The 19,449-nt window shown below is 61.5% G+C and carries 17 protein-coding genes; 10 read left to right on the plus strand and 7 right to left on the minus strand.

Going from position 1 to position 19,449, the window contains the following annotated elements:
• Positions 1-66: 66 nt before the first annotated feature.
• The gene (locus OOZ53_RS10000) at positions 67-828 is read left to right on the plus strand and encodes a class I SAM-dependent methyltransferase (protein WP_271089357.1); all 762 of its coding nucleotides are present in this window, start codon (positions 67-69) and stop codon (positions 826-828) included.
• A gap of 213 nt (positions 829-1,041) precedes the next feature.
• Here OOZ53_RS10000 and phaR read toward each other — a convergent pair whose 3' ends face one another.
• On the minus strand, positions 1,042-1,632 hold the full coding sequence (gene phaR / locus OOZ53_RS10005) for a polyhydroxyalkanoate synthesis repressor PhaR (RefSeq protein ID WP_271089358.1): 591 nt from the start codon (positions 1,630-1,632) through the stop codon (positions 1,042-1,044).
• A gap of 345 nt (positions 1,633-1,977) precedes the next feature.
• Here phaR and OOZ53_RS10010 point away from each other — a divergent pair, with 345 nt between their 5' ends.
• The 7 genes from OOZ53_RS10010 to OOZ53_RS10040 all read left to right on the plus strand — a co-directional run bounded on the left by OOZ53_RS10010 (position 1,978) and on the right by OOZ53_RS10040 (position 10,817).
• The gene (locus tag OOZ53_RS10010) at positions 1,978-3,159 is read left to right on the plus strand and encodes an acetyl-CoA C-acetyltransferase (RefSeq protein WP_271089359.1); all 1,182 of its coding nucleotides are present in this window, start codon (positions 1,978-1,980) and stop codon (positions 3,157-3,159) included.
• 60 nt (positions 3,160-3,219) lie between these two features.
• Positions 3,220-3,945, plus strand: a complete 726-nt coding sequence (phbB, locus tag OOZ53_RS10015; protein ID WP_271089360.1) for a beta-ketoacyl-ACP reductase — start codon at positions 3,220-3,222, stop codon at positions 3,943-3,945.
• 652 nt (positions 3,946-4,597) lie between these two features.
• The gene (locus tag OOZ53_RS10020) at positions 4,598-7,663 is read left to right on the plus strand and encodes a helicase-related protein (RefSeq protein WP_271089361.1); all 3,066 of its coding nucleotides are present in this window, start codon (positions 4,598-4,600) and stop codon (positions 7,661-7,663) included.
• A gap of 20 nt (positions 7,664-7,683) precedes the next feature.
• A complete protein-coding gene (locus tag OOZ53_RS10025) occupies positions 7,684-8,073 on the plus strand; it encodes an RNA-binding S4 domain-containing protein (protein WP_271089363.1) in 390 nt (129 codons plus the stop codon).
• A gap of 228 nt (positions 8,074-8,301) precedes the next feature.
• Positions 8,302-8,640, plus strand: a complete 339-nt coding sequence (fdxA, locus tag OOZ53_RS10030; RefSeq protein ID WP_271089365.1) for a ferredoxin FdxA — start codon at positions 8,302-8,304, stop codon at positions 8,638-8,640.
• Positions 8,641-9,053: 413 nt separating this feature from the next.
• Entirely contained in the window at positions 9,054-9,638 is a 585-nt protein-coding gene (locus tag OOZ53_RS10035; protein ID WP_271089366.1) for a CarD family transcriptional regulator, read from the plus strand.
• A 318-nt stretch (positions 9,639-9,956) separates the two neighbouring features.
• Positions 9,957-10,817: an RNA polymerase factor sigma-32 gene (locus tag OOZ53_RS10040; RefSeq protein WP_271089369.1), complete on the plus strand. Its 861-nt coding sequence runs from the start codon at positions 9,957-9,959 to the stop codon at positions 10,815-10,817.
• Positions 10,818-10,878: 61 nt separating this feature from the next.
• On the opposite strand, the gene OOZ53_RS10045 is transcribed toward OOZ53_RS10040, so the two are convergent.
• Both OOZ53_RS10045 and OOZ53_RS10050 read right to left on the minus strand, forming a co-directional pair.
• Positions 10,879-11,544, minus strand: a complete 666-nt coding sequence (locus OOZ53_RS10045) for a GntR family transcriptional regulator (RefSeq protein WP_271089371.1) — start codon at positions 11,542-11,544, stop codon at positions 10,879-10,881.
• 21 nt (positions 11,545-11,565) lie between these two features.
• Positions 11,566-12,309: a maleate cis-trans isomerase family protein gene (locus OOZ53_RS10050; protein WP_271089372.1), complete on the minus strand. Its 744-nt coding sequence runs from the start codon at positions 12,307-12,309 to the stop codon at positions 11,566-11,568.
• Positions 12,310-12,452: 143 nt separating this feature from the next.
• Between OOZ53_RS10050 and OOZ53_RS10055 the strand changes: the two genes are divergently transcribed.
• Together OOZ53_RS10055 and OOZ53_RS10060 are read left to right on the plus strand one after the other, a co-directional pair.
• Positions 12,453-13,610: a M24 family metallopeptidase gene (locus OOZ53_RS10055; protein ID WP_271089373.1), complete on the plus strand. Its 1,158-nt coding sequence runs from the start codon at positions 12,453-12,455 to the stop codon at positions 13,608-13,610.
• Between the two features lie 3 nt (positions 13,611-13,613).
• Positions 13,614-14,411 (plus strand): carbon-nitrogen hydrolase family protein, encoded by a 798-nt coding sequence (locus tag OOZ53_RS10060; protein ID WP_271089375.1) that lies wholly within the window; start codon positions 13,614-13,616, stop codon positions 14,409-14,411.
• Between the two features lie 9 nt (positions 14,412-14,420).
• Here OOZ53_RS10060 and OOZ53_RS10065 read toward each other — a convergent pair whose 3' ends face one another.
• The 4 genes from OOZ53_RS10065 to thiB form a co-directional block, all read right to left on the minus strand.
• Positions 14,421-15,878: a M48 family metalloprotease gene (locus OOZ53_RS10065; protein WP_271089376.1), complete on the minus strand. Its 1,458-nt coding sequence runs from the start codon at positions 15,876-15,878 to the stop codon at positions 14,421-14,423.
• 163 nt (positions 15,879-16,041) lie between these two features.
• The gene (gene thiQ / locus OOZ53_RS10070) at positions 16,042-16,761 is read right to left on the minus strand and encodes a thiamine ABC transporter ATP-binding protein (protein WP_271089377.1); all 720 of its coding nucleotides are present in this window, start codon (positions 16,759-16,761) and stop codon (positions 16,042-16,044) included.
• Positions 16,758-18,392, minus strand: a complete 1,635-nt coding sequence (gene thiP / locus OOZ53_RS10075) for a thiamine/thiamine pyrophosphate ABC transporter permease (protein WP_271089379.1) — start codon at positions 18,390-18,392, stop codon at positions 16,758-16,760. Before thiP ends, thiQ begins: the two co-directional genes overlap by 4 nt.
• Positions 18,393-18,397: 5 nt before the next feature.
• A complete protein-coding gene (gene thiB, locus OOZ53_RS10080; RefSeq protein ID WP_271089380.1) occupies positions 18,398-19,414 on the minus strand; it encodes a thiamine ABC transporter substrate binding subunit in 1,017 nt (338 codons plus the stop codon).
• Positions 19,415-19,449 lie beyond the last annotated feature (35 nt).

Below are 19,449 nucleotides of genomic sequence, written 5' to 3' on the forward strand. Positions count from 1 at the left end.
GGAACCAAACCGGATTTGAGGTCCGCAACGCTTCAAATCAAGCGCATCACGCACTAGGTTTGCCGAATGCATACCGATATCGTCGATTTGCGGCAGTTTTACCATACCCGGCTTGGAAAGCTGGCGCAGGAAGCCATCGCCATGGCGGTGTCGTCCCTGTGGAGCGATCTGCCCGGCGAGCGGCTTATGGGTCTCGGATATGCGGTTCCCTATCTCGACCGGTTCCGGGCCGACGCGGAACGCACATTCGCCTTCATGCCGGCCGGCCAGGGCGCCATCAACTGGCCGACGCTGGAAGCGTCCGCGACGGCGCTCGTCTTTGATGAGGAACTGCCGCTGCCGGACGCTTCGCTCGACCGGATCCTGATGATCCACTCACTGGAATATGCCGAAAATCCGCGCGAGACGCTGAAGGAGGCATGGCGGGTGCTGGCACCGGGCGGGCGGCTGGTGATTGCCGTGCCGAACCGGCGGGGTGTGTGGGCGCGGCTCGAACACACGCCATTCGGTTCCGGAACGCCCTATTCGCGCAACCAGATCACCGGTCTGCTTCGCGATGCGAGTTTTACGCCGGGCGCCTTTGCGGAGGCGCTGTTCTTTCCGCCGTCCCGGCACAAGGCCATCCAGAGCATGGCACGCACCACCGAACGGCTCGGCCGGCGCTACTGGCCTTTCTTCAGCGGGCTGGTGATCGTTGAGGCCCAGAAGCGTCTTTACCAGGGTTTGCCGGTCGCCGAACGGGCATCGCGCCGGGTTTTCGTACCGGTGCTCGCGCCGCAGGGCGCGTCGCGAACCAGCCGCGTGGGGCTTAGAGCAATTCTGAGTTAGCTTGAAGCATTTGATTTTCCCCACCCTCGAAAGGACGTTCGTTTTGAAGATCAAAGACGAATGGGCCGGGCGATATTGGTCTCTGGCGTCGTTGGCTCGCACTTGTGGTGGGACGCACCACGGCGCACAACCCGCCTAGCCAGAGACCAATATCGCCGCGGTCAAATGATCCAAGCTAACTCAGAATTGCTCTAGGCGCTGAGGCACACAGTATTAGCCGTCCATCGAGTCGAGCTTGTCCTGAAGCGCCCGCAACTGGTCCTTGAGCTCTTTCAGATCCTTGCTTTCGGTCTTCGGCTTTTCATCCTCGGCCGGCTTGGAATCGGTTGCCGCGAAGGGCGAGAACATCTGCATCGCCTGCTGGAACATCTCCGTGTTGCGGCGCACCTGTTCTTCCATCATCTGCATCGGCATCTGCATGTTTCGGGCCATCGGCGTTTCCCCGAACGCCTTGGTAATCTGCTCGCGCATCTGGTCCTGCTGAGCGGTGAAGGCCGTCATCGAATGTTCCAGGTAGCTCGGAAGCAGCATCTGCATCTGGTCGCCGTAATAGGAAATCAGTTGCCGCAGAAACGACACCGGCAGCAGTGTGTTGCCCGTCTTCGATTCCTGCTCGAAGATGATCTGCGTCAGGACGGAATGCGTGATGTCATCGCCTGACTTGGCATCGAGGACGACGAAGTCGTCTCCGTTCTTCACCATGACCGCCAGATCGTCGAGCGTCACATAGGTGCTGGTACCCGTATTGTAGAGCCGACGATTGGCGTATTTCTTGATGACGATTTGCCCATCAGACTTGGCCATGCATGCTACCTCCCTGCCGGCATATGCTGGGTTGTCGTCCCGGTCGGACCTTGCCTGGTCGGACGTTTCCGATGGGAGACATTATACTTTTTGCCCCGAAGCCGACATCAAAAAAACCGTGTAGTATCCCCGATGCGAAACAAGATGATCATGAGTGCGGGAAAAAGTATAGCATTATTTCTAACGCTTTGTGCAATGCGGCGAGCTCGGCGCTTCAAAGCGGCGCGATAGGCGCAGGACAAGGAATTGCGGTTATGCTGCAGGTGCGTTTGACTTCCGCAGCAACCTGCTTCAATTTCATTGGCGACACGATCCCGGATCACATTCAACCTTCAGGGAAGAGCAATGACAAATTCACCAATCGTTATAGCCAGCGCGGCCCGCACGGCCGTCGGTTCCTTCAACGGGGCCTTTGCAAATGTCCCGGCACACGAACTCGGCGCGACGGCGATCTCGGGCGCCCTTGAGCGCGCCGGCGTCGATCCCGCCGACGTGGATGAAGTGATCATGGGCCAGATCCTGCAGGCCGGCGAAGGGCAGAACCCGGCCCGCCAGGCGGCCATGGCCGCCGGGGTGCCGCAGGAAGCAACGGCCTGGGGCCTCAACCAGCTTTGCGGCTCGGGCCTGCGCGCCGTTGCCGTGGGCATGCAGCAGATCGCTACCGGCGATGCGTCGATTGTCGTTGCCGGCGGACAGGAGTCCATGTCCATGGCGCCGCATTGCGCGAACCTGCGCGCCGGACAGAAGATGGGCGATCTGAAAATGATCGACACGATGATCAAGGACGGCCTGACGGATGCTTTCTACGGTTACCACATGGGCAACACGGCCGAGAACGTCGCCCAGCGCTGGCAGCTTACGCGGGAAGAGCAGGATGCGTTTGCGGTGGCCTCGCAGAACAAGGCGGAAGCGGCCCAAAAGGCTGGCCGGTTCAAGGACGAGATCGTTCCGTTCACGGTAAAGACGCGCAAGGGCGACATTGTCGTCGAGGATGACGAATATATCCGTCACGGTGCTTCGCTCGAGCAGATGGCCAAGCTCCGCCCGGCCTTCTCCAAGGAAGGCACGGTTACGGCAGCCAATGCTTCCGGCATCAATGACGGCGCGGCGGCCGTGGTTTTGATGAGCGAAGAGGAAGCGAACAAGCGCGGCATTACGCCGATGGCGAAGATCGTTTCCTGGGCGACCGCCGGCGTCGATCCGCAGATCATGGGCACCGGCCCCATTCCGGCCTCCAAAAAAGCGCTTGAAAAGGCCGGCTGGTCGGTTTCCGACCTCGAACTTGTCGAGGCCAATGAGGCGTTCGCGGCGCAGGCCTGCGCGGTCAACAAGGATCTCGGCTGGAGTTCCGAGATCGTCAATGTCAATGGCGGCGCCATCGCCATCGGCCACCCGATCGGCGCCTCGGGCGCGCGCGTTCTCAACACGCTGCTCTTCGAGATGCAGCGCCGGGGCGTCAAGAAAGGTCTTGCCACCCTTTGCATCGGCGGCGGCATGGGCGTTGCCATGTGCATCGAGCGGCCTTGATACCATCAATGGAAGGCGGCCATCGGGTCGCCTTTTTTCCTAAGCATCGGGGGAGATGTCATGAGTAGAGTTGCAATCGTAACCGGCGGAACGCGCGGCATTGGCGCGGCGATCTCGGTCGGTCTGAAAGAGGCCGGATACAATGTCGCGGCCAATTATGCCGGCAATGACGAGAAGGCCAATGCCTTCAAGGACGAAACCGGCATTCCGGTCTATAAATGGGATGTGTCGGACTACCAGTCCTGTGTCGACGGCATTGCCAAGGTGGAGGCCGATCTGGGGCCGGTCGAGGTGCTGGTCAATAATGCCGGCATTACCCGGGACACGATGTTCCACAAGATGACGCCGGAAAACTGGACCGACGTGATCAACACGAACCTGACCGGTCTCTTCAACATGACCCATCCGGTCTGGCCGGGCATGCGCGATCGGGGCTTCGGCCGCGTGATCAATATCTCGTCGATCAACGGCCAGAAGGGCCAGATGGGCCAGGTCAACTATTCATCCGCCAAGGCCGGCGATCTCGGCTTCACCAAATCGCTGGCGCAGGAAGGCGCGGCAAAGGGCATTACGGTCAATGCCATCTGCCCCGGCTATATCGGGACGGAAATGGTGCGTGCCGTGCCCGAAAAGGTGCTCAACGAGCGCATCCTGCCGCTTATTCCGGTCGGCCGCCTGGGCGAGCCCGAAGAGATCGCCCGTTGCGTCGTCTTCCTGGCATCGGATGATGCCGGCTTCATCACCGGCTCGACCATCTCCGCCAATGGCGGGCAGTATTTCATCTGATTGTCCGAACAATCCATCCATTCAGGGCGGCGTCCGACGGGCGCCGCTTTTTTGTTTTCCGATTCGGGAAATCGGCGCGCGCGCCTGTGCCCGGTTGGAACTCGATCGCCATGATTTTCCCGTTCGTTAACGTTTTGACGGCTTTTTCGCGAAACGTGGCGGTTCGTTCTCCGGCTAATTGGTATCTCCGGCTTGATGCCGCACCAGATATTGTGAGAACAAATCAAAAACACGGGCCGGTCAGCGATTCGTCGCCGATTCGTTCCGCTTTTGGTCGGTTCCTTAACGGATCCGGCGATTTTTGACGATGGGCCGATTAACGGTCTGTTAAAAATTCGTGTTCGGTAACAATTGCTTAACCATGGCCGTCATGCGCCAGGGCGACATGCCGACGGCGCGTTAACGATTTGCGCCGATTTCCAGCGTCGAGACACATGGGCAGGCCCGGCGCGATTCAGCATATTGTGTCTTGCGGGAGACAATGGGGAACATTTTGCCGTGAACAAAACCTGAATCACCTTGAGTCAGCGATTCGTCGCCGATTCGTTCCGTCCCTGTTCCAAATCTTAACGGCGGCCATGAAAATTGCGGTGTTCAGCACCATCTGACGTGTTATGAGAGCACCAATCAGTCCCGAGATGTTTCCCTTTTGATGCGCCAGAATTCCATTTCTCAAAACCAGCCCCTGGTCCTCAGCGGCCGTGGCGTCACAGCCGTGCTGGGCCCCACCAATACCGGCAAGACCCACTATGCGATCGAACGCATGGTGGCGCACAGGAGCGGGGTCATCGGCCTGCCGCTGCGGCTGCTTGCGCGCGAGGTCTATGAGCGCATCTGCGTGAAGGTCGGCTCGGCGAATGTCGCTCTGGTCACGGGCGAAGAAAAGATCGGCCCCAAGGATGCGCGCTACGCGGTGTGCACGGTCGAGGCGATGCCCAAGGAGACGGATGCCGAATTCGTCGCGATCGACGAGGTGCAACTGGCCGGCGATCTGGAGCGCGGCCATGTCTTTACCGACCGGATCCTGCATCTGCGCGGCCGCGAGGAGACACTGCTTCTGGGCGCGGCTACCATCAGGGGCATACTGGAAAAACTGCTGCCGGGTCTGACCGTCGTTTCACGCCCGCGGCTTTCGCATCTCGCCTATGCGGGCTCGAAGAAAATCACGCGGCTGCCGCGGCGCTCGGCCATCGTGGCGTTCTCCGCCGACGAGGTCTATGCCGTTGCCGAACTGATCCGCCGCCAGCGCGGCGGTGCGGCTGTCGTGCTCGGAGCGCTGAGCCCGCGCACGCGCAATGCGCAGGTGGCGCTCTACCAGCAGGGCGATGTGGAATATCTGGTGGCGACCGACGCCATCGGCATGGGCCTCAATCTCGATGTCGACCATGTCGCTTTCGCGCAGGACCGCAAATTCGACGGCTACCAGTTCCGCAGTCTCAACCCGGCCGAAATCGGCCAGATCGCCGGACGCGCCGGCCGGCATATGCATGACGGGACCTTCGGCGTGACCGGCCGGGTCGATCCGTTCGGCGAAGAGCTGGTGGAGCGGGTCGAGGCGCACGAGTTCGAGCCGTTGAAGGTCCTGCAATGGCGCAGCAAGCAGCTTGATTTCAGTTCCGTGCCGGCACTGTGCGCGAGCCTTGACGAAGCGCCGAGGCTTGCCGGCCTCAGCCGGGCGCTGCCGGCAGTCGACCGCCAGGCGCTCGACCATCTGGCGCGCGATGCCGATGTTGGGGGGCTTGCGACGGACCGGCAGTCGGTGGAGCGGTTGTGGGATGTGTGCGCATTGCCCGACTATCGCAAGATCACGCCGGCCCAGCATGCGGATCTGATCGCGACCATCTATGGCGATATCATCCGGCACGGCAGCGTGCGTGAAGACTATGTGGCCGAACAGGTGCGGCGGGCCGACCGGACCGACGGCGAAATCGACACGCTTTCGGCGCGCATATCGCAAATCAGGACCTGGACCTATGCGTCGCACAGGCCGGGATGGCTGGCGAATCCGTCACACTGGCAAGAAAAGACGCGAGAAATCGAGGATCGGTTGTCGGATGCGTTGCATGAAAGGTTGACGAAACGCTTCGTTGACCGCAGGACATCAGTGCTCATGAAGCGGTTGAGAGAGAACGCGATGCTTGAAGCTGAAATTGGTGTTGACGGCGATGTCTTTGTCGAGGGGCATCACGTGGGACAACTGAACGGATTCCGTTTCACGCCGGACGCAAATGCCGAGGGGCCCGACGCGAAGGCGGTGTTGGCCGCAGCGCAGAAATCCCTCGCGCTTGAATTCGAGGCGCGTGCCGCGCGCCTGCATGCATCCGGCAATGGCGATTTCGCGCTCGGGTCCGACGGTTTCGTGCGCTGGCTCGGCGATCCGGTCGCCCGCCTGACGGAAAGCGACGAGGCCTTGAAGCCGCGCACCTTGCTGCTTGCCGACGAACAGCTCTCGCAACAGGCGCGTGACGTCATAAATGCCCGTATCGAACGCTTCGTCGGATTTCACATCAGTTCGATCCTCAAGCCGCTGGAGGATCTTGCCACCGCGGAAGACCTGGAAGGGCTGTCAAAGGGGCTGGCCTTCCGGCTGGTGGAGGGTTTCGGTATTCTGTTCCGCCGCGATGTCGCCGCCGACGTCAAGGCGCTGGATCAGGATGCGCGCGGATCGCTGCGCCGTTACGGGGTGCGCTTCGGCGCTTATCATGTGTTCATGCCGGCGCTGCTGAAGCCGGCGCCTGCCGAACTGATCACGCTGCTGTGGTCGCTGCGCAATGACGGCTTCGACAAGCCGGGCTATGGCGAGATCACAGGCGCGCTCGCGGCCGGCCGCACATCGATCGTCACGGACCCCACCTTCGAGCGGGAGTTCTATCGGCTGGCGGGCTTCCGGTTCCTGGGAAAGCGCGCGGTGCGCATCGACATCCTCGAGCGGCTTGCCGACATCATCCGGCCGCTGCTGCAATGGAAGCCGGAAACCGGTCCGCGCCCCGACGGAGCCTATGACGGACGCCGCTTCGTGACGACACCGGCAATGCTGTCCATTCTCGGCGCAACGCCGGACGATATCGAGGAGATCCTCAAGGGTCTCGGCTACCGGGCCGATGAGGCCAGCGCCGAGGACGTCGCGGTCCATTTCGCGGAACTGGACGCCAAGGCGGCCGAAAGCGGCGAAAAGGCGGACGAGGCGGCAAAGCCGGATGAGACGGCGCAGGCCGCCGCGGATGCGCAGCCGGAAAAAACCGCTGACGACGCGGTCTCCGATAACGAGCAGCCGCAGGCCGAAGCGCAGGAAGCTTCCGAACAGAAGGCGGCCGAAAAACCGGCCGAAGCGGAAGCACCGGCAGCGGACGGAGCCAGTGACGCCGCGCAGAGCGGCGGAGAACAGGCTGCTCCCGAGGCTGGTTCCGAGGAGCAGGGTGAGCCGGAGCCGCCGAAGCCCGTGCTTTTGTGGCGCCCGGCTGGCCGTTCCGATGGCAATCGTGGTCGCGGTCGCCATCAGCAGCCGCACAAGCAAGGCGCGGGGCGCGGCAAGAACCGCGGCCATCAGCGCGATGGCGAGCGTGGCGGCTACAAAGGCAAGGGCGGTTTCAAGGGTAAACCGAACAAGTCGGGCAAGGCCGGCGGTTTCTCGGCGCGTCCCCCGCGCAAGGACAAGCCCGTCGATCCGGATTCACCCTTCGCCAAACTCGCTGCGCTCAAGGAGCAGCTCAACAAGTGACAGCGCAATTCTAGGCATCGATGGTCGAGGGCCGGCAACGCATCGACAAATGGCTGTTTTTCGCGCGGATCGTCAAATCGCGGTCCCTGGCCGCGAAGCTCGCCCAGTCCGGCCGCGTTCGAAAGAACGGGGACAAGGTCGACCAGCCGAGCACAATGGTGTCGCCCGAAGATGTGCTGACGGTGACGCTGGATCGAAAGGTTCTGGTGCTGAAGGTGCTGCAGCCCGGCACACGGCGCGGACCCTATGACGAGGCACGGCTGCTCTATGAGGATATGAGCCCGCCGCCTCCGGCCCGTGAAAAGGGGCTATCGGCCCTGGCCCCCTTTCGCGAAGCCGGCAGCGGCAGGCCGACCAAGCGGGAACGCCGGCAGATGGACAAGTGGAAGTCAGGCGGCGACGATCACTAATCCGGCCGCTGGTGCGACAATTTGTAACAGAAGCAAGCGCGTTTGCGAGCGGCCCCCCAGGCAATAGTGATTTGTTCACCGGGCACGGGAAATTAGAACGTCTTTTCTGGAAGAAAGGCCTCAGCGCGGCACTATATGCGTTGAGGTCGCGGCAGTCTTGCCAAGGGAAAACAAAGCCGCTACCTGAACGTCTGATCAACAGAGCCGAACACCGCACCGGAGCCGTCCATGACATATATCGTCAACGACAATTGCATCAAATGCAAACACACGGACTGCGTCGAAGTCTGTCCGGTGGACTGTTTCTATGAAGGCGAGAACATGCTCGTCATCCATCCCGATGAATGCATCGATTGCGGCGTCTGCGAGCCAGAGTGTCCGGTCGAAGCCATCAAGCCGGACACCGAGCCGGGCCTCGAGAAATGGCTTGAGATCAATACGAAATATGCGGAGATATGGCCCAATATCACCATCAAGAAGGATGCGCCTGCCGACGCGGCGGAATATGACGGCATGGAAGGCAAGTTCGAGAAGTTCTTCTCGCCCGAGCCCGGTGAGGGCGACTGAGCGGATCAGGTCCTCCGCCGGGCTGTTTCCACGCTCCAATCGGGGCTGCCTTGAAAATGTTCATGAATTAACCAATATTGTGATTGGTGCTTGCCGCACCATTGTGCAAGTGCGGCAAATTATTGATTCGCGCTGTTTTTTGTGGTACTTATATAGGACTGACCATAAGCAGGTTCGATGAGCCTGTCGGGATTGCCACGATCACGGAAGAAAAACATCCCCGCGAACCGACGTTCTAATGACAGCAGCGCGATTGTTCGGCTGTCAGTTGTGGACGGATGTTGATTTCCAGGTGCGCAGCGGCGCCAGTCGATCGGATGGGTGGACCGCGGATACCGGCCCGGCCCTGATCTCAGTCCATCAGTACCCAACCCGGCGTTCTCCGGGACTGTAATAGGGAGTATAAAAAACGTATGACAACCCAGCAGAAAAAGTCTTCTCAGCGTCAGGGTTTCAAGACCAACGAGTACATAGTCTATCCGGCTCATGGAGTCGGCCAGATTGTGGCTATTGAAGAACAGGAAGTGGCTGGGCACAAGCTCGAGCTTTTTGTTATCGATTTCGACAAAGACAAGATGCGGCTCAAGGTTCCGGTTGCGAAAGCGTCCTCGATCGGCATGCGCAAGCTCGCCGAGACGGATTTCGTCGACCGTTCGCTCAAGGTTGTCCAGGGACGCGCGCGCATCAAGCGCACCATGTGGTCCCGTCGGGCACAGGAATACGATGCCAAGATCAACTCCGGCGACCTGATCTCGATCGCCGAGGTGGTTCGCGACCTTTACCGCGCCGACAACCAGCCGGAGCAGTCCTATTCGGAGCGCCAGCTCTATGAAGCTGCGCTCGACCGGATGGCGCGCGAGATCGCGGCAGTCAACAAGCTTTCCGAAACGGAAGCTGTCCGGCTGATCGAGACCAATCTGAACAAGGGTCCGAAGCGCGGCAAGGCAGCCGATGACGACAGCGCCAATGACGGCGAGACGCAGGAAGCGGCTGCCTGAGCAGCCGGTTTGCCCGGGTTCACCGGAAAGTGAACTCGGTGTTCCCGTGAGGGAATATCCGTCAGAATGATGCAAAGACCCGGTTTATGACCGGGTTTTTTGCCTTTTTCAGTCATGTTTTCTTTATTTGGGAACGATTGGTTCCAAATCGTGAACACAGCGTTTCCTTGTAATTGCGGTGATCCGCACACACGATTGTTACGTAAAGATAGTGCGTTTGCCCGTATTAATAGTGGGGCGTAACGGGTCCGCATATCTCCGGCCCATCGGGAAACACAGGTTTTGCGTTTTTCGAATTCTTTCAATCAGGAGTGCGATATGAGCGGAGTTCGTGCTGGAAATGACATGATCAAGGCGGCCATGGCGGCGCCTTATCTCGACCGCGAAGAGGAGCACGAGCTTGCGGTCCTTTGGAAGGAAAAGAGAGATCAGGAGGCCCTGCACAAGATCGCAACGGCCCATATGCGGCTCGTCATCTCCATGGCCGCGAAATTCCGAAATTTCGGCCTGCCCATGAACGACCTTATCCAGGAAGGCCATGTCGGCCTGCTGGAAGCGGCCGCGCGGTTCGAGCCTGAGCGCGATGTGCGTTTTTCGACATATGCCACGTGGTGGATCCGCGCCTCGATCCAGGACTATATCCTGCGCAACTGGTCGATCGTTCGCGGCGGTACGAGTTCGGCGCAGAAGGCGCTCTTCTTCAATCTGCGGCGGCTGCGGGCGAAGCTTTGGCGCAGCAATGAGAATATGGGCGAAAGCGCAATCCACCAGGAGATCGCGCTGGCTGTCGGCGTGAACGTCAAGGATGTCGCCGTCATGGATGCGCGCCTGTCCGGTGCGGACACATCGCTCAACGCGCCCGTCTCCGATTCGGAATCGCCCGGTTCCGACCGGATCGAATTCTTGAAGAGCGACGATCCGCTGCCGGATGAGCAGGTCGGCATCATGATCGATCAGGAGCGCCGCTCCGAATGGATCAAGTCGGCGCTCGGCAAGCTCAATCCGCGCGAGATGAAAATCATCCAGGAGCGGCGGCTGAGCGAGAACGGCGCGACGCTGGAAGCGTTGGGCATCAGTCTCGGGATTTCCAAGGAGCGGGTGCGGCAGATTGAAAACCGTGCGCTGGAAAAACTGAAAATCGCGCTTGAGAAGGACGCGCCGGCCATCACCACGCTCTGAACGGATCGGCATATCCGCGCGATGAAACAACCGCCCCTGCCTTGCTGAAGGTGGGGGTTTTTTACTGGAAAAGGTGCGTCTTTATCCTGGCGTATCCATATCCTATGTGAACGCGCTGTATATGGCCGACGGCAGCAAGGTCCCCATGCCGAAGCGCCGTGCACAAATCATCAAGCTCATCGACAAGGGAACGCGCCACCTCCGGACCGACTTTCTCGGCGACCTGATACCAGGTGCTTGCGGCCTGATAGTAGGTCTGGCGCCAGAAGGACTGTAGCACCGCATTGCCGATCAGATCGGTGATCAGCTGATTGAGCCTGTGGTTGATCACCACATAGCGCTTCTCGTCGAACCGTTCGGCCAGTTGCCTGGCTTCGTCGAGCAGGGCATCGGCCCGTTCGATATGCGTGTCCTGAACCTCGGTCGGGCTGACGGTGCCGATCAGCGGAGCAAGCTGCAGGCGCATCTCGTAAACCTGCGCAATCTGCCTGTCGGAAAGCGTGATCACGACGGTGCCGACACCGTTGCGCGATTCGATCAGCCCCAGATGGCTGATACGGCTCAGCGCATCGCGAACCGGCGTGCGGCTTGTACCGAATTCGGCGGCGAGATCTGCCTCGCGCAACTGGTCGCCCGGCTGGTACTGAAGGAAACAGATGCGTTCGAGGATGATGTCCTGCAGATCGGCGGCGGCGGGGCGTCCATCCTTCTTGTCCGGCATATCCATGCAGGTTTTTCCTTTTTCAGTTCACGGCTGCCGGCCATCGGCCAGCAGGCTGCCATATCCCGTCACCGTGTCGTTCAGACCGGCGAGGCCCAGCATGTCCCACATCAGCGCCTGGTTCGAACAGATGACCGGCTTGGAGAGACGCTGTTCCAGTGCGCCGACGATATCGAGACTGCGCAGAGCGCCGCAACTGATGAACAGCGCGTCGGCATCGGATGTGTCGGCATCGGCGGCGAACTCCATGATGTAATCCGGGCGCACGCGGATCATGTCGCTGTCTTTTTCAAGCCCAAGGCCGACGATGTTGGTGATTTCGAAATCGCGCCGCGAAAGATAGTCATACTCCCGGCGATTGATTTCGTCGAGATAGGGTGTCGCGATGGCCAGTTTGCGTGCGCCGATATGATGCAGTGCCTTGATAACGGAGGTGATCAGCGATGTCGGTTCTGCACCCGGCGCGCCCTTGTGCAGCAGCTCGAAGACACGGTCCTCGCCGATGACGAGACTGCCCGACGTGCAGGCATAGGCGATCACGTCTAGGCTGCCGTCGGGAAGCAGCGTGGAGGCGGCTGCGGCAAGCGCGTCCGCCTGGGCCGAAAGGCTTGCGACCGTGATGCTGTCGGGAATTGGAGCGCGCGTGAAGTGCAGCCCGACGCCCTCGGGGCACAGGCGGAACATGTTTTCCTCGATGGTCTGTTCCGTCGCCAGCAGGACGAAGCCCAGCTTGGCCCGGTGGTGCTGTCCGTTGTCGAATATGTCTGTCATATGAGGCGCTATTGCTGTGTACATTAATTCTATGTAGTGCGGAAAAGTCAAATAATAATTCCGTTTGACAGTATAGCTGTACACAGCTAGATGTCGAGCCTCAAGCAGAAAGCGACACATATGCTGAAACCGGAGTTTTGAGGATGCTGGAAGAGGCCCGGGAACGGACGAAAACGCTGCAGCACCGGATGCGGGAACGCGGCATTGCCAAGGCGATCTTCACCGATGAGAGCTCGATTGCCTATCTGGCCGGTTTCTGGGGCTATCTGGGTATCGAGTTCGGCCGGCCGACGATGCTGGTGGTCGATGCAAACGAACCGCCGGTGGTCATAACGCCCCTGATGGAATCCGAAATGGTGGGCGCAATGACCTGGGTCGAAGACATCAGGGTGTGGGAGGATGCCGGCCAGCGCAGCTGGGGCCGCGCCCTTGGCGAGGCTGTCGGGGACAATCCGAAGCAGCTCTGGATCGAGCGCAATCACATGCCGGCCATCGTGCGCAATTATCTCGACGAGGCCTATGCCGGTTCCGAACTGTGCGATATCTCGCCCGTGCTTGGCGAAATGCGGATGATCAAGTCCGACTTCGAGATCGGGATCATGCGGCAGGCAGGGGCGATCGCCGGCGCCATGATGGAGGCCGCGCATGGCTCGCTTGCGGAAGGGGCACATGAATATGAGTCGGCCATCGCCGTCATCGAAGCCGGCTCGCGTGCCGCGGCAATCTTCCTGACGGACCGGGGCTGGGACCGCTTCGTCTCGCCGATGATCCACAATCTGCAGATCCTGCAAAGCGGATCGGACACATCCATGGTCCACCGGCGTGCAAGCGTCAGGGCTTATGAGAAGTTCGACCCGGTCTATTTCTGTTTCTGCAACATGGCGCAGTTCAAGCAGTACAAGCTGGGCTTCGACCGCATGTTCCATATTGGCGGCGTCACGGACGAGGCGGCGCGTGTCCAGGAAGCCGCGATCGCGGCGCAGCAGGCGGCGATCGCCGCGATCCGGCCCGGCGTGGCGGCCGAAGACGTGGCGGCGGCGGCCAATGCGGTCTACCGCGATCGCGGCTATGAAACCGGCTATCGCACCGGGCGTTCCATCGGTGTGGCCTATCTCGAGGCACCGGAACTGAAGGCCGGGGACCGGACGGTCCTGAAACCGGGCATGACCTTCGCCGTCGATGGCGGCATCTCCGTCGACGGCGTGACGGCGGGGCGGATCGGGGATTCGGTGGTCGTTACCGAAAACGGTGCCGACTACATCACCGACTATCCCCGGACAATCCTTCTCAGCCACGGATAGGTCATGCAGGAAATGCTCAATGTCGCGGTCGCCCAGAGCCCGGGCGCCCTCCACGGACCCGATGAGCGCCTGACCTGGCTCTCCGACACCGTGGAAGGTATCAAGGATCGCTCAGTCGACCTTCTCGTCCTGCCTGAACTCTTCCTGTGCGGCTACAATATCGGCGATGCGGTCGGCGAACGGGCCGAGAGACCCGACGGTCCCGCTTTTCGGAAGATCGGCCGGCTGGCGCGCGAAGGCGGCGTGGCGATTGCTTTCGGCTATGCGGAAGAAGCACAGGGACGGGTCTACAATTCTGCCGCCTGTATCGCGAAAGACGGATCCGTGGTCGGCACCCACCGCAAGCTGCTGCTTCCGCCCGGCTTCGAGAGCGATCATTTCGACCGCGGTTCGGACTGCTCCCTGTTCAGGCTCGGTGCGTTCAATGTCGCCTTCCTGATCTGCTATGACGCCGAGTTCCCGGAAGCCTTCCGCCGCGTCGCAGCGGCTGATCTCGTGCTTGTTCCGACAGCGCTTGCCGCTCAGTGGGGCGTGGTCGCGGAGCGGGTCATTCCGGCGCGGGCATTCGAGAACGGCGCTTTCGTGTGCTACGCGAATCATTGCGGCACGGAGAACGGCCTGAAATATCTCGGAAGCAGCTGCATCGTGGCGCCCGACGGCACCGACATGGCGCGCGCTGGCGACGCAGAGGCACTGATATCGGCGCAATTGCAGCGCAGCCGGGTCGGGCAGGCGCGAGAAAGGCTGCCCTATCACGCGGATCGTATGAAATTTCCCTGGGGTGTTACATCCGCGCTGTAATGCGGCGCATCAGCGGTCCGAGATGATCTTGACCTCCTGCCCGACAGACAGGCTCGCTCCGGGCGAAAGCGCGTTCAATAACTTGAAAAGTTCGAGGCGCCGGTTTGTGCCGCGCATCCGCCCCGCGACCGATGCGACCGTATCGCCGGCCTTCACGGTGTAGAGCCGAACCCTCAGGGGTTTCAGGGAGGCAACTTCCGACAAGGACATCTTGCGGAAGGAATTGCGGACGATCTGAGCGGTCGGCTCCAGATTCGGGCTGCCCTTGGGCGCGGCGGTCAGCAGCCGGTAAATCCGGTTCTTTACCCGGATGACGGTTACGTCGAAATCCCATTTGCCGGCGGAGGCGCGTGCCGTGGCCGCATCCAGACCGTTAATCTTCAGCGGTCGGATCGTCGATGGCAGGAGGCCGCTGACCCAGCCGCTGGCGATGTAGTTGGTCAGCGGTGTGCGGCGTTTGTCGGTAACGCCGTCAAAACGGATCGCGATGTCGCCCGGACCCGTCGCCAGAACCGCCTGCGCCGTATTGTCGATCTGGAACCCCTTGGGGACGCTGAAACGTATCCCGAGATTGGGGTGAAGAAAGGTCAGGCCGCGCACATAGCCTTCGTTCGGACTGTCGCCATAGAGCAGGCCATCGACGCCCTTGAGATACATGTCGCGGTCGCGGACACCCGTTCCGGGCGGGCCGAAAGCACGCGCATGCCGTTCGGCCAACTCAAGCCGTTTCGGCGCATCCGGATGGCTGGAAAGAAAGTCGAGGCTCTGATCGGCATTGGCGTCTCCGGCGCGAAACTTGCTGTAAGCTTCCATCGAGCGCAGGAAACGGGCGGCGGCGTATGCGTCGAAACCGGCCTCGCCCAGCATCCGCACGCCGATCACGTCGGCTTCCAGTTCCTGCTGGCGCGAGAAGGCCGCGAGGCGCAACTTGCTGCGGGCGATCACCTGCTGGCCGTCGATCTTGTTGGACAGCACTTCCGCGGCCACCCGGCTTGCCAGGATCTCCGCTTCCTCGGCGCGTTTGCGCTGCAGGCCGTGATTGGCGGTGACATGCGCCATTTCATGGGCGATGACGGCAGCGACCTCGGAGGAATCATTGGCAAGGGCCAGCAGGCCGCGCGTCACATAGAGATAACCGCCCGGCAGGGCGAATGCGTTGACGGCCGGTGAATTCAGGATGGTGATGCGGTAGGTCTGTTTCGGGTTCTCCGAAACCAGCGTCAGCGCGCCGACGATCCTGGCCAGCATCCGCTCGACTTTCGGATCGCTGAACTCGCCTCCGTAGCTGGCGACGATGCGCGGGTGTTCCTGGGCTCCGAGGCGGGCGCGGGGATCGTTCTTCTGCAACCGCTGAACCGTCTGCGGATTGTCGGACGGTCCGACCGTCGGCGAATAGGTTTCGTTGAGAAGCGTCTGGCAAGCGGCAAGCCCAAGGCACAGCAATCCCGTGCACACAATCCGCGCCACCGTTTTTCGCGGCGAATTGCGCCTTGGCGTCAAGCCGAGGGACCCGTCGATTTTATGCGCCTGTGAGATGAATCTGCGCCTTGTCGGTTCGCCGCACGTGAAACGGGTTGATGTCATCAATGCCGCCTGGCCCGCAGAACAGGGCGATTCGGCGATTTTCGCCCTATTGTTCTCCCTGACCAAGATAATCGGCAAGACCTTTTACGTCGTCGCGCTCAAAAAAACCATCCGCCGGGCCGGTGGCGACGGTTCTGCCCTTGTCCAGGAATATGATCGTGTCTGCAATCGCGGCAGCCTCTTCGGGCTGGTGCGTGACGATCAATACGGTCATTCCTGTCTCGACCTGCAATTGGCGCACCAATAACAGCATATCGCGGCGTAATCGAGGCCCCAGAGCGGCGAAGGGCTCGTCGAGCAGCAGGACCGGCCTGCGGCGCACGACGGCGCGGGCGATGGCGACGCGCTGGCGCTCGCCACCCGAAAGGCTGCCGGGCATGCGGGCTTCGAACCCGGCAAGTCCGACCCGGCTGAGCGCCTCGGTCACCAGCGCCCGGTCGGACGGATCCGTGGTCAGCCGGGGCCGGATGCCAAGGCTGACATTGGTGGCCACATCAAGATGCGAAAACAGATTGTTTTCCTGGAAAACCATCGTGACCGGCCGTTCGGACGGCTCGGCATCCGTAACATCGGCATTGCCGATGCTCAGCCGGCCGCCATCGGGCGTTTCAAAGCCGGCAATCAGGTTAAGCAGTGTCGATTTGCCGGCGCCGGAGGGGCCGATGATTGCGGCAATGGTTCCGGCCTCGACTTGCGTGTCGAATCGCATGTCAAAGGTCTCGCGCCTCAAAGTGACCGCGTCGAGTTTCAGCGTTTCACCGATCATAGCTGGGCTCCGGCTGCCGCGCGCTGGCGTCCGCCATCGGCAAGCACCATGAGAAGCAGGCACACCAGCCCGAGCAGCAACGCGATCCCGGCGGCGTCGTCCGTCCTGTAGCTGCCCATGCGCTGCAAAAGCAGATAGGGCAGCGTGATGACGTCCTGGCTGCCGAACAGGGCGATGGCGCCGAGATCGCCGAGCGACAGCGCCATGGCGAAGGCGATCGCCAGCAGAAAGGCCCGGCGAAGGCCCGGCCAGTCGATGAGGATGAACCGGTTCAAACCGGATATGCCCAGCGATGCGGTCAGACGGGCCGTGCGGGCCATATGTGTCGTATGGGCGGGCTCCAGAACACGCACAACGAAGGGAAGCGCCATGAGCGCATTGACGGCGATGACAATCAGCGGTGCGATGGCGAAGACATTCACGTGCCCGCGCAACAGAACGAACCAGCCGGCACCCAGCACGATGGGCGGCACGAGAAGCACCAGGCTCGAGCCGGAGGCGGCGGCCGCACGAAAGCCCCGCGCCCAGCCATGCCGTTGCTCCAGTGGCAGGGCGGCATAGCGTGCGCGGACCAGTGTCATCGCCATAATGACCGACAGAAACGCCGCGGCAATGGCGATCAACAGGCTGGTCGTGATGGCCCGCCACACGATCGTTTCGCCGAGCAGGCGGCCGAAATCGGCAAGCAGACCGGCAATCGCGATTGAAACAAGCGGCGAGACCAGGAACAGCGCCGCAAGGACAATCAGGCCGAAATCGGCGAAAAACGCACCGGAGCCCCGCCCGGGGTGGCGCCGGATCGCATGACCGACGGTGGCGCCTTCCTCCGGCGCTCCGCCAAGCAGCGAAAGCGCCAGCAAGAGCGCCGCTGTCGAAGACAATTGCAGGAGCGCCAGTATGACGGCGCGCTGCGGATCGAAGTCGAAGCGCAGTGCCTGGTAGATCGCCACTTCGATCGTTGTCGCGCCCGGGCCGCCGCCAAGCAGCAGGACCAGGGTGAAGCTGGTGATGCACAGCATGAAGACAAGGCCGCAGACCGGGGCCAGGTGGCTGCGCATGAAGGGCCACTCGATCAGCCGGAAGACGGTCCAGGGGCTGAGGCCGAGCTGCTCCGCGTTGCGCCACTGCTCGGACGGCACGCGCTCGAGCTGGGCGAGCAGCAGGCGGGCGGACAGCGGCATGTTGAAGAAGACATGCGCCAGCAGGATCCCGGCCAGCCCGTAAATGGAGACGGGCTGCTCCAGCCCGGCTGCTAGCAGCGCCGAGTTGACGATGCCCTGACGCCCCCAGATCTCGATCAATCCGAGGGCGGCAACGATCGGCGGCAGGCCGATGGGTACGGCCAGCAGGCGCAGGAGCCAGCGGCGGCCTAGGAAGGATTGGCGGCGGGCAATTGCGCGCGCCAGCGGAATTGCGAAGGCCACCGAAAGAAAGGTCGACAAGACAGCCTGCAGCAGGGTGAATTGGGCGACTTTCCAGATATAGGCGGAAAACACCGGTCCGCCGTCGGCCGGAAGCGTTGCCGCCGCCAGCAACAGGGCCAGGACGGCAGCGCCGATCAGAAGCGCCATGCCGCCAAGGACGACACAGCCCGCACCGATGCTGAAACGCGTCTGCCGCCTGCCCAGCATTCAGGTCAATTGCTCATGACCGCCAGCCACTCATCGACCCAGGCCTTGCGGTTTTCAGAAACCTCGTCGGGGCTGAACAAAAGTGTCTTGTCCGGCTGCACGAGTTCGCCGAAAGCGGCCGGAAGCGGCTCCGATGTCTTGCCCGCCGGGAACATCCAGTTGGTCGTCGGGATCGCGTTCTGGAAATCCGGTCCGGTCATGAATTCCAGGAACTGCCGGGCGAGCTCCTTGTTCTGCGAGGACTTCACCAGTCCCGCCACCTCGATCTGCAGGTAATGACCTTCCTCGAAGGAAGCGGCCTGATAGCGGTCGGTGTCCTCGGCGACCATGTGGTAGGCCGGGGAGGTGGTGTAGGAAAGAACCATCGGCACCTCACCGGAGGTGAAAAGGCCGTAGGCCTCGGACCAGCCGGGCGTGACCGTCAGAACCCGTCGTTTCAGGCTCTCCCAGGCCTGCGGCGCCTCGTCGCCGTAGACGGCCTTGACCCACAGGAGCAGGCCGAGGCCCGGCGTCGAGGTGCGCGGATCCTGGATGGCGATCTTCTGGTTCGCATCGCCTTCGACCAACTCCCTGAGGCTTGCCGGCGGATTGTCCAGCGCATCCGTGTCGTAGACAACGGCGAAATAGCCGTAATCGTAAGGAACGAAGACGTCGTCGCTCCAGTTGCCGGGGACGGCGACATTCGACTGGTCGATGCCGCTTGGCTCGAACAGTCCGGTGTTTTTCGCCTCGGTGACGAGATTGGTGTCGAGGCCGAGCACAATGTCTGCCTTGGTCGCGTCACCCTCAAGTTTCAGCCGGTTCAGCAGGGCAACGCCGTCGGCGATGCCGACCCAGTTGAGTGTGCAGTCGCATTTGGCTTCGAAAGCCTCCTTGACCACGGGGCCGGGGCCCCATTCGGCCACGAAGCTGTCATAGGTATAGACCGTCAGTTCACGGTCATCGGCAAGTGCAACGGTCGCTGCGGATATGCCGGTCAATGCCGCAAGAGCAGCGGCAAGCAGAGTCGTTCTGGCGGGCATGTGCGCCTCCTTCGTTTGAACTCTTCGGGAAAAAG

It is taken from the genome of Allohoeflea poritis (assembly GCF_027889715.1).
In the GTDB taxonomy this organism is placed as follows: domain Bacteria; phylum Pseudomonadota; class Alphaproteobacteria; order Rhizobiales; family Rhizobiaceae; genus Hoeflea_A; species Hoeflea_A poritis.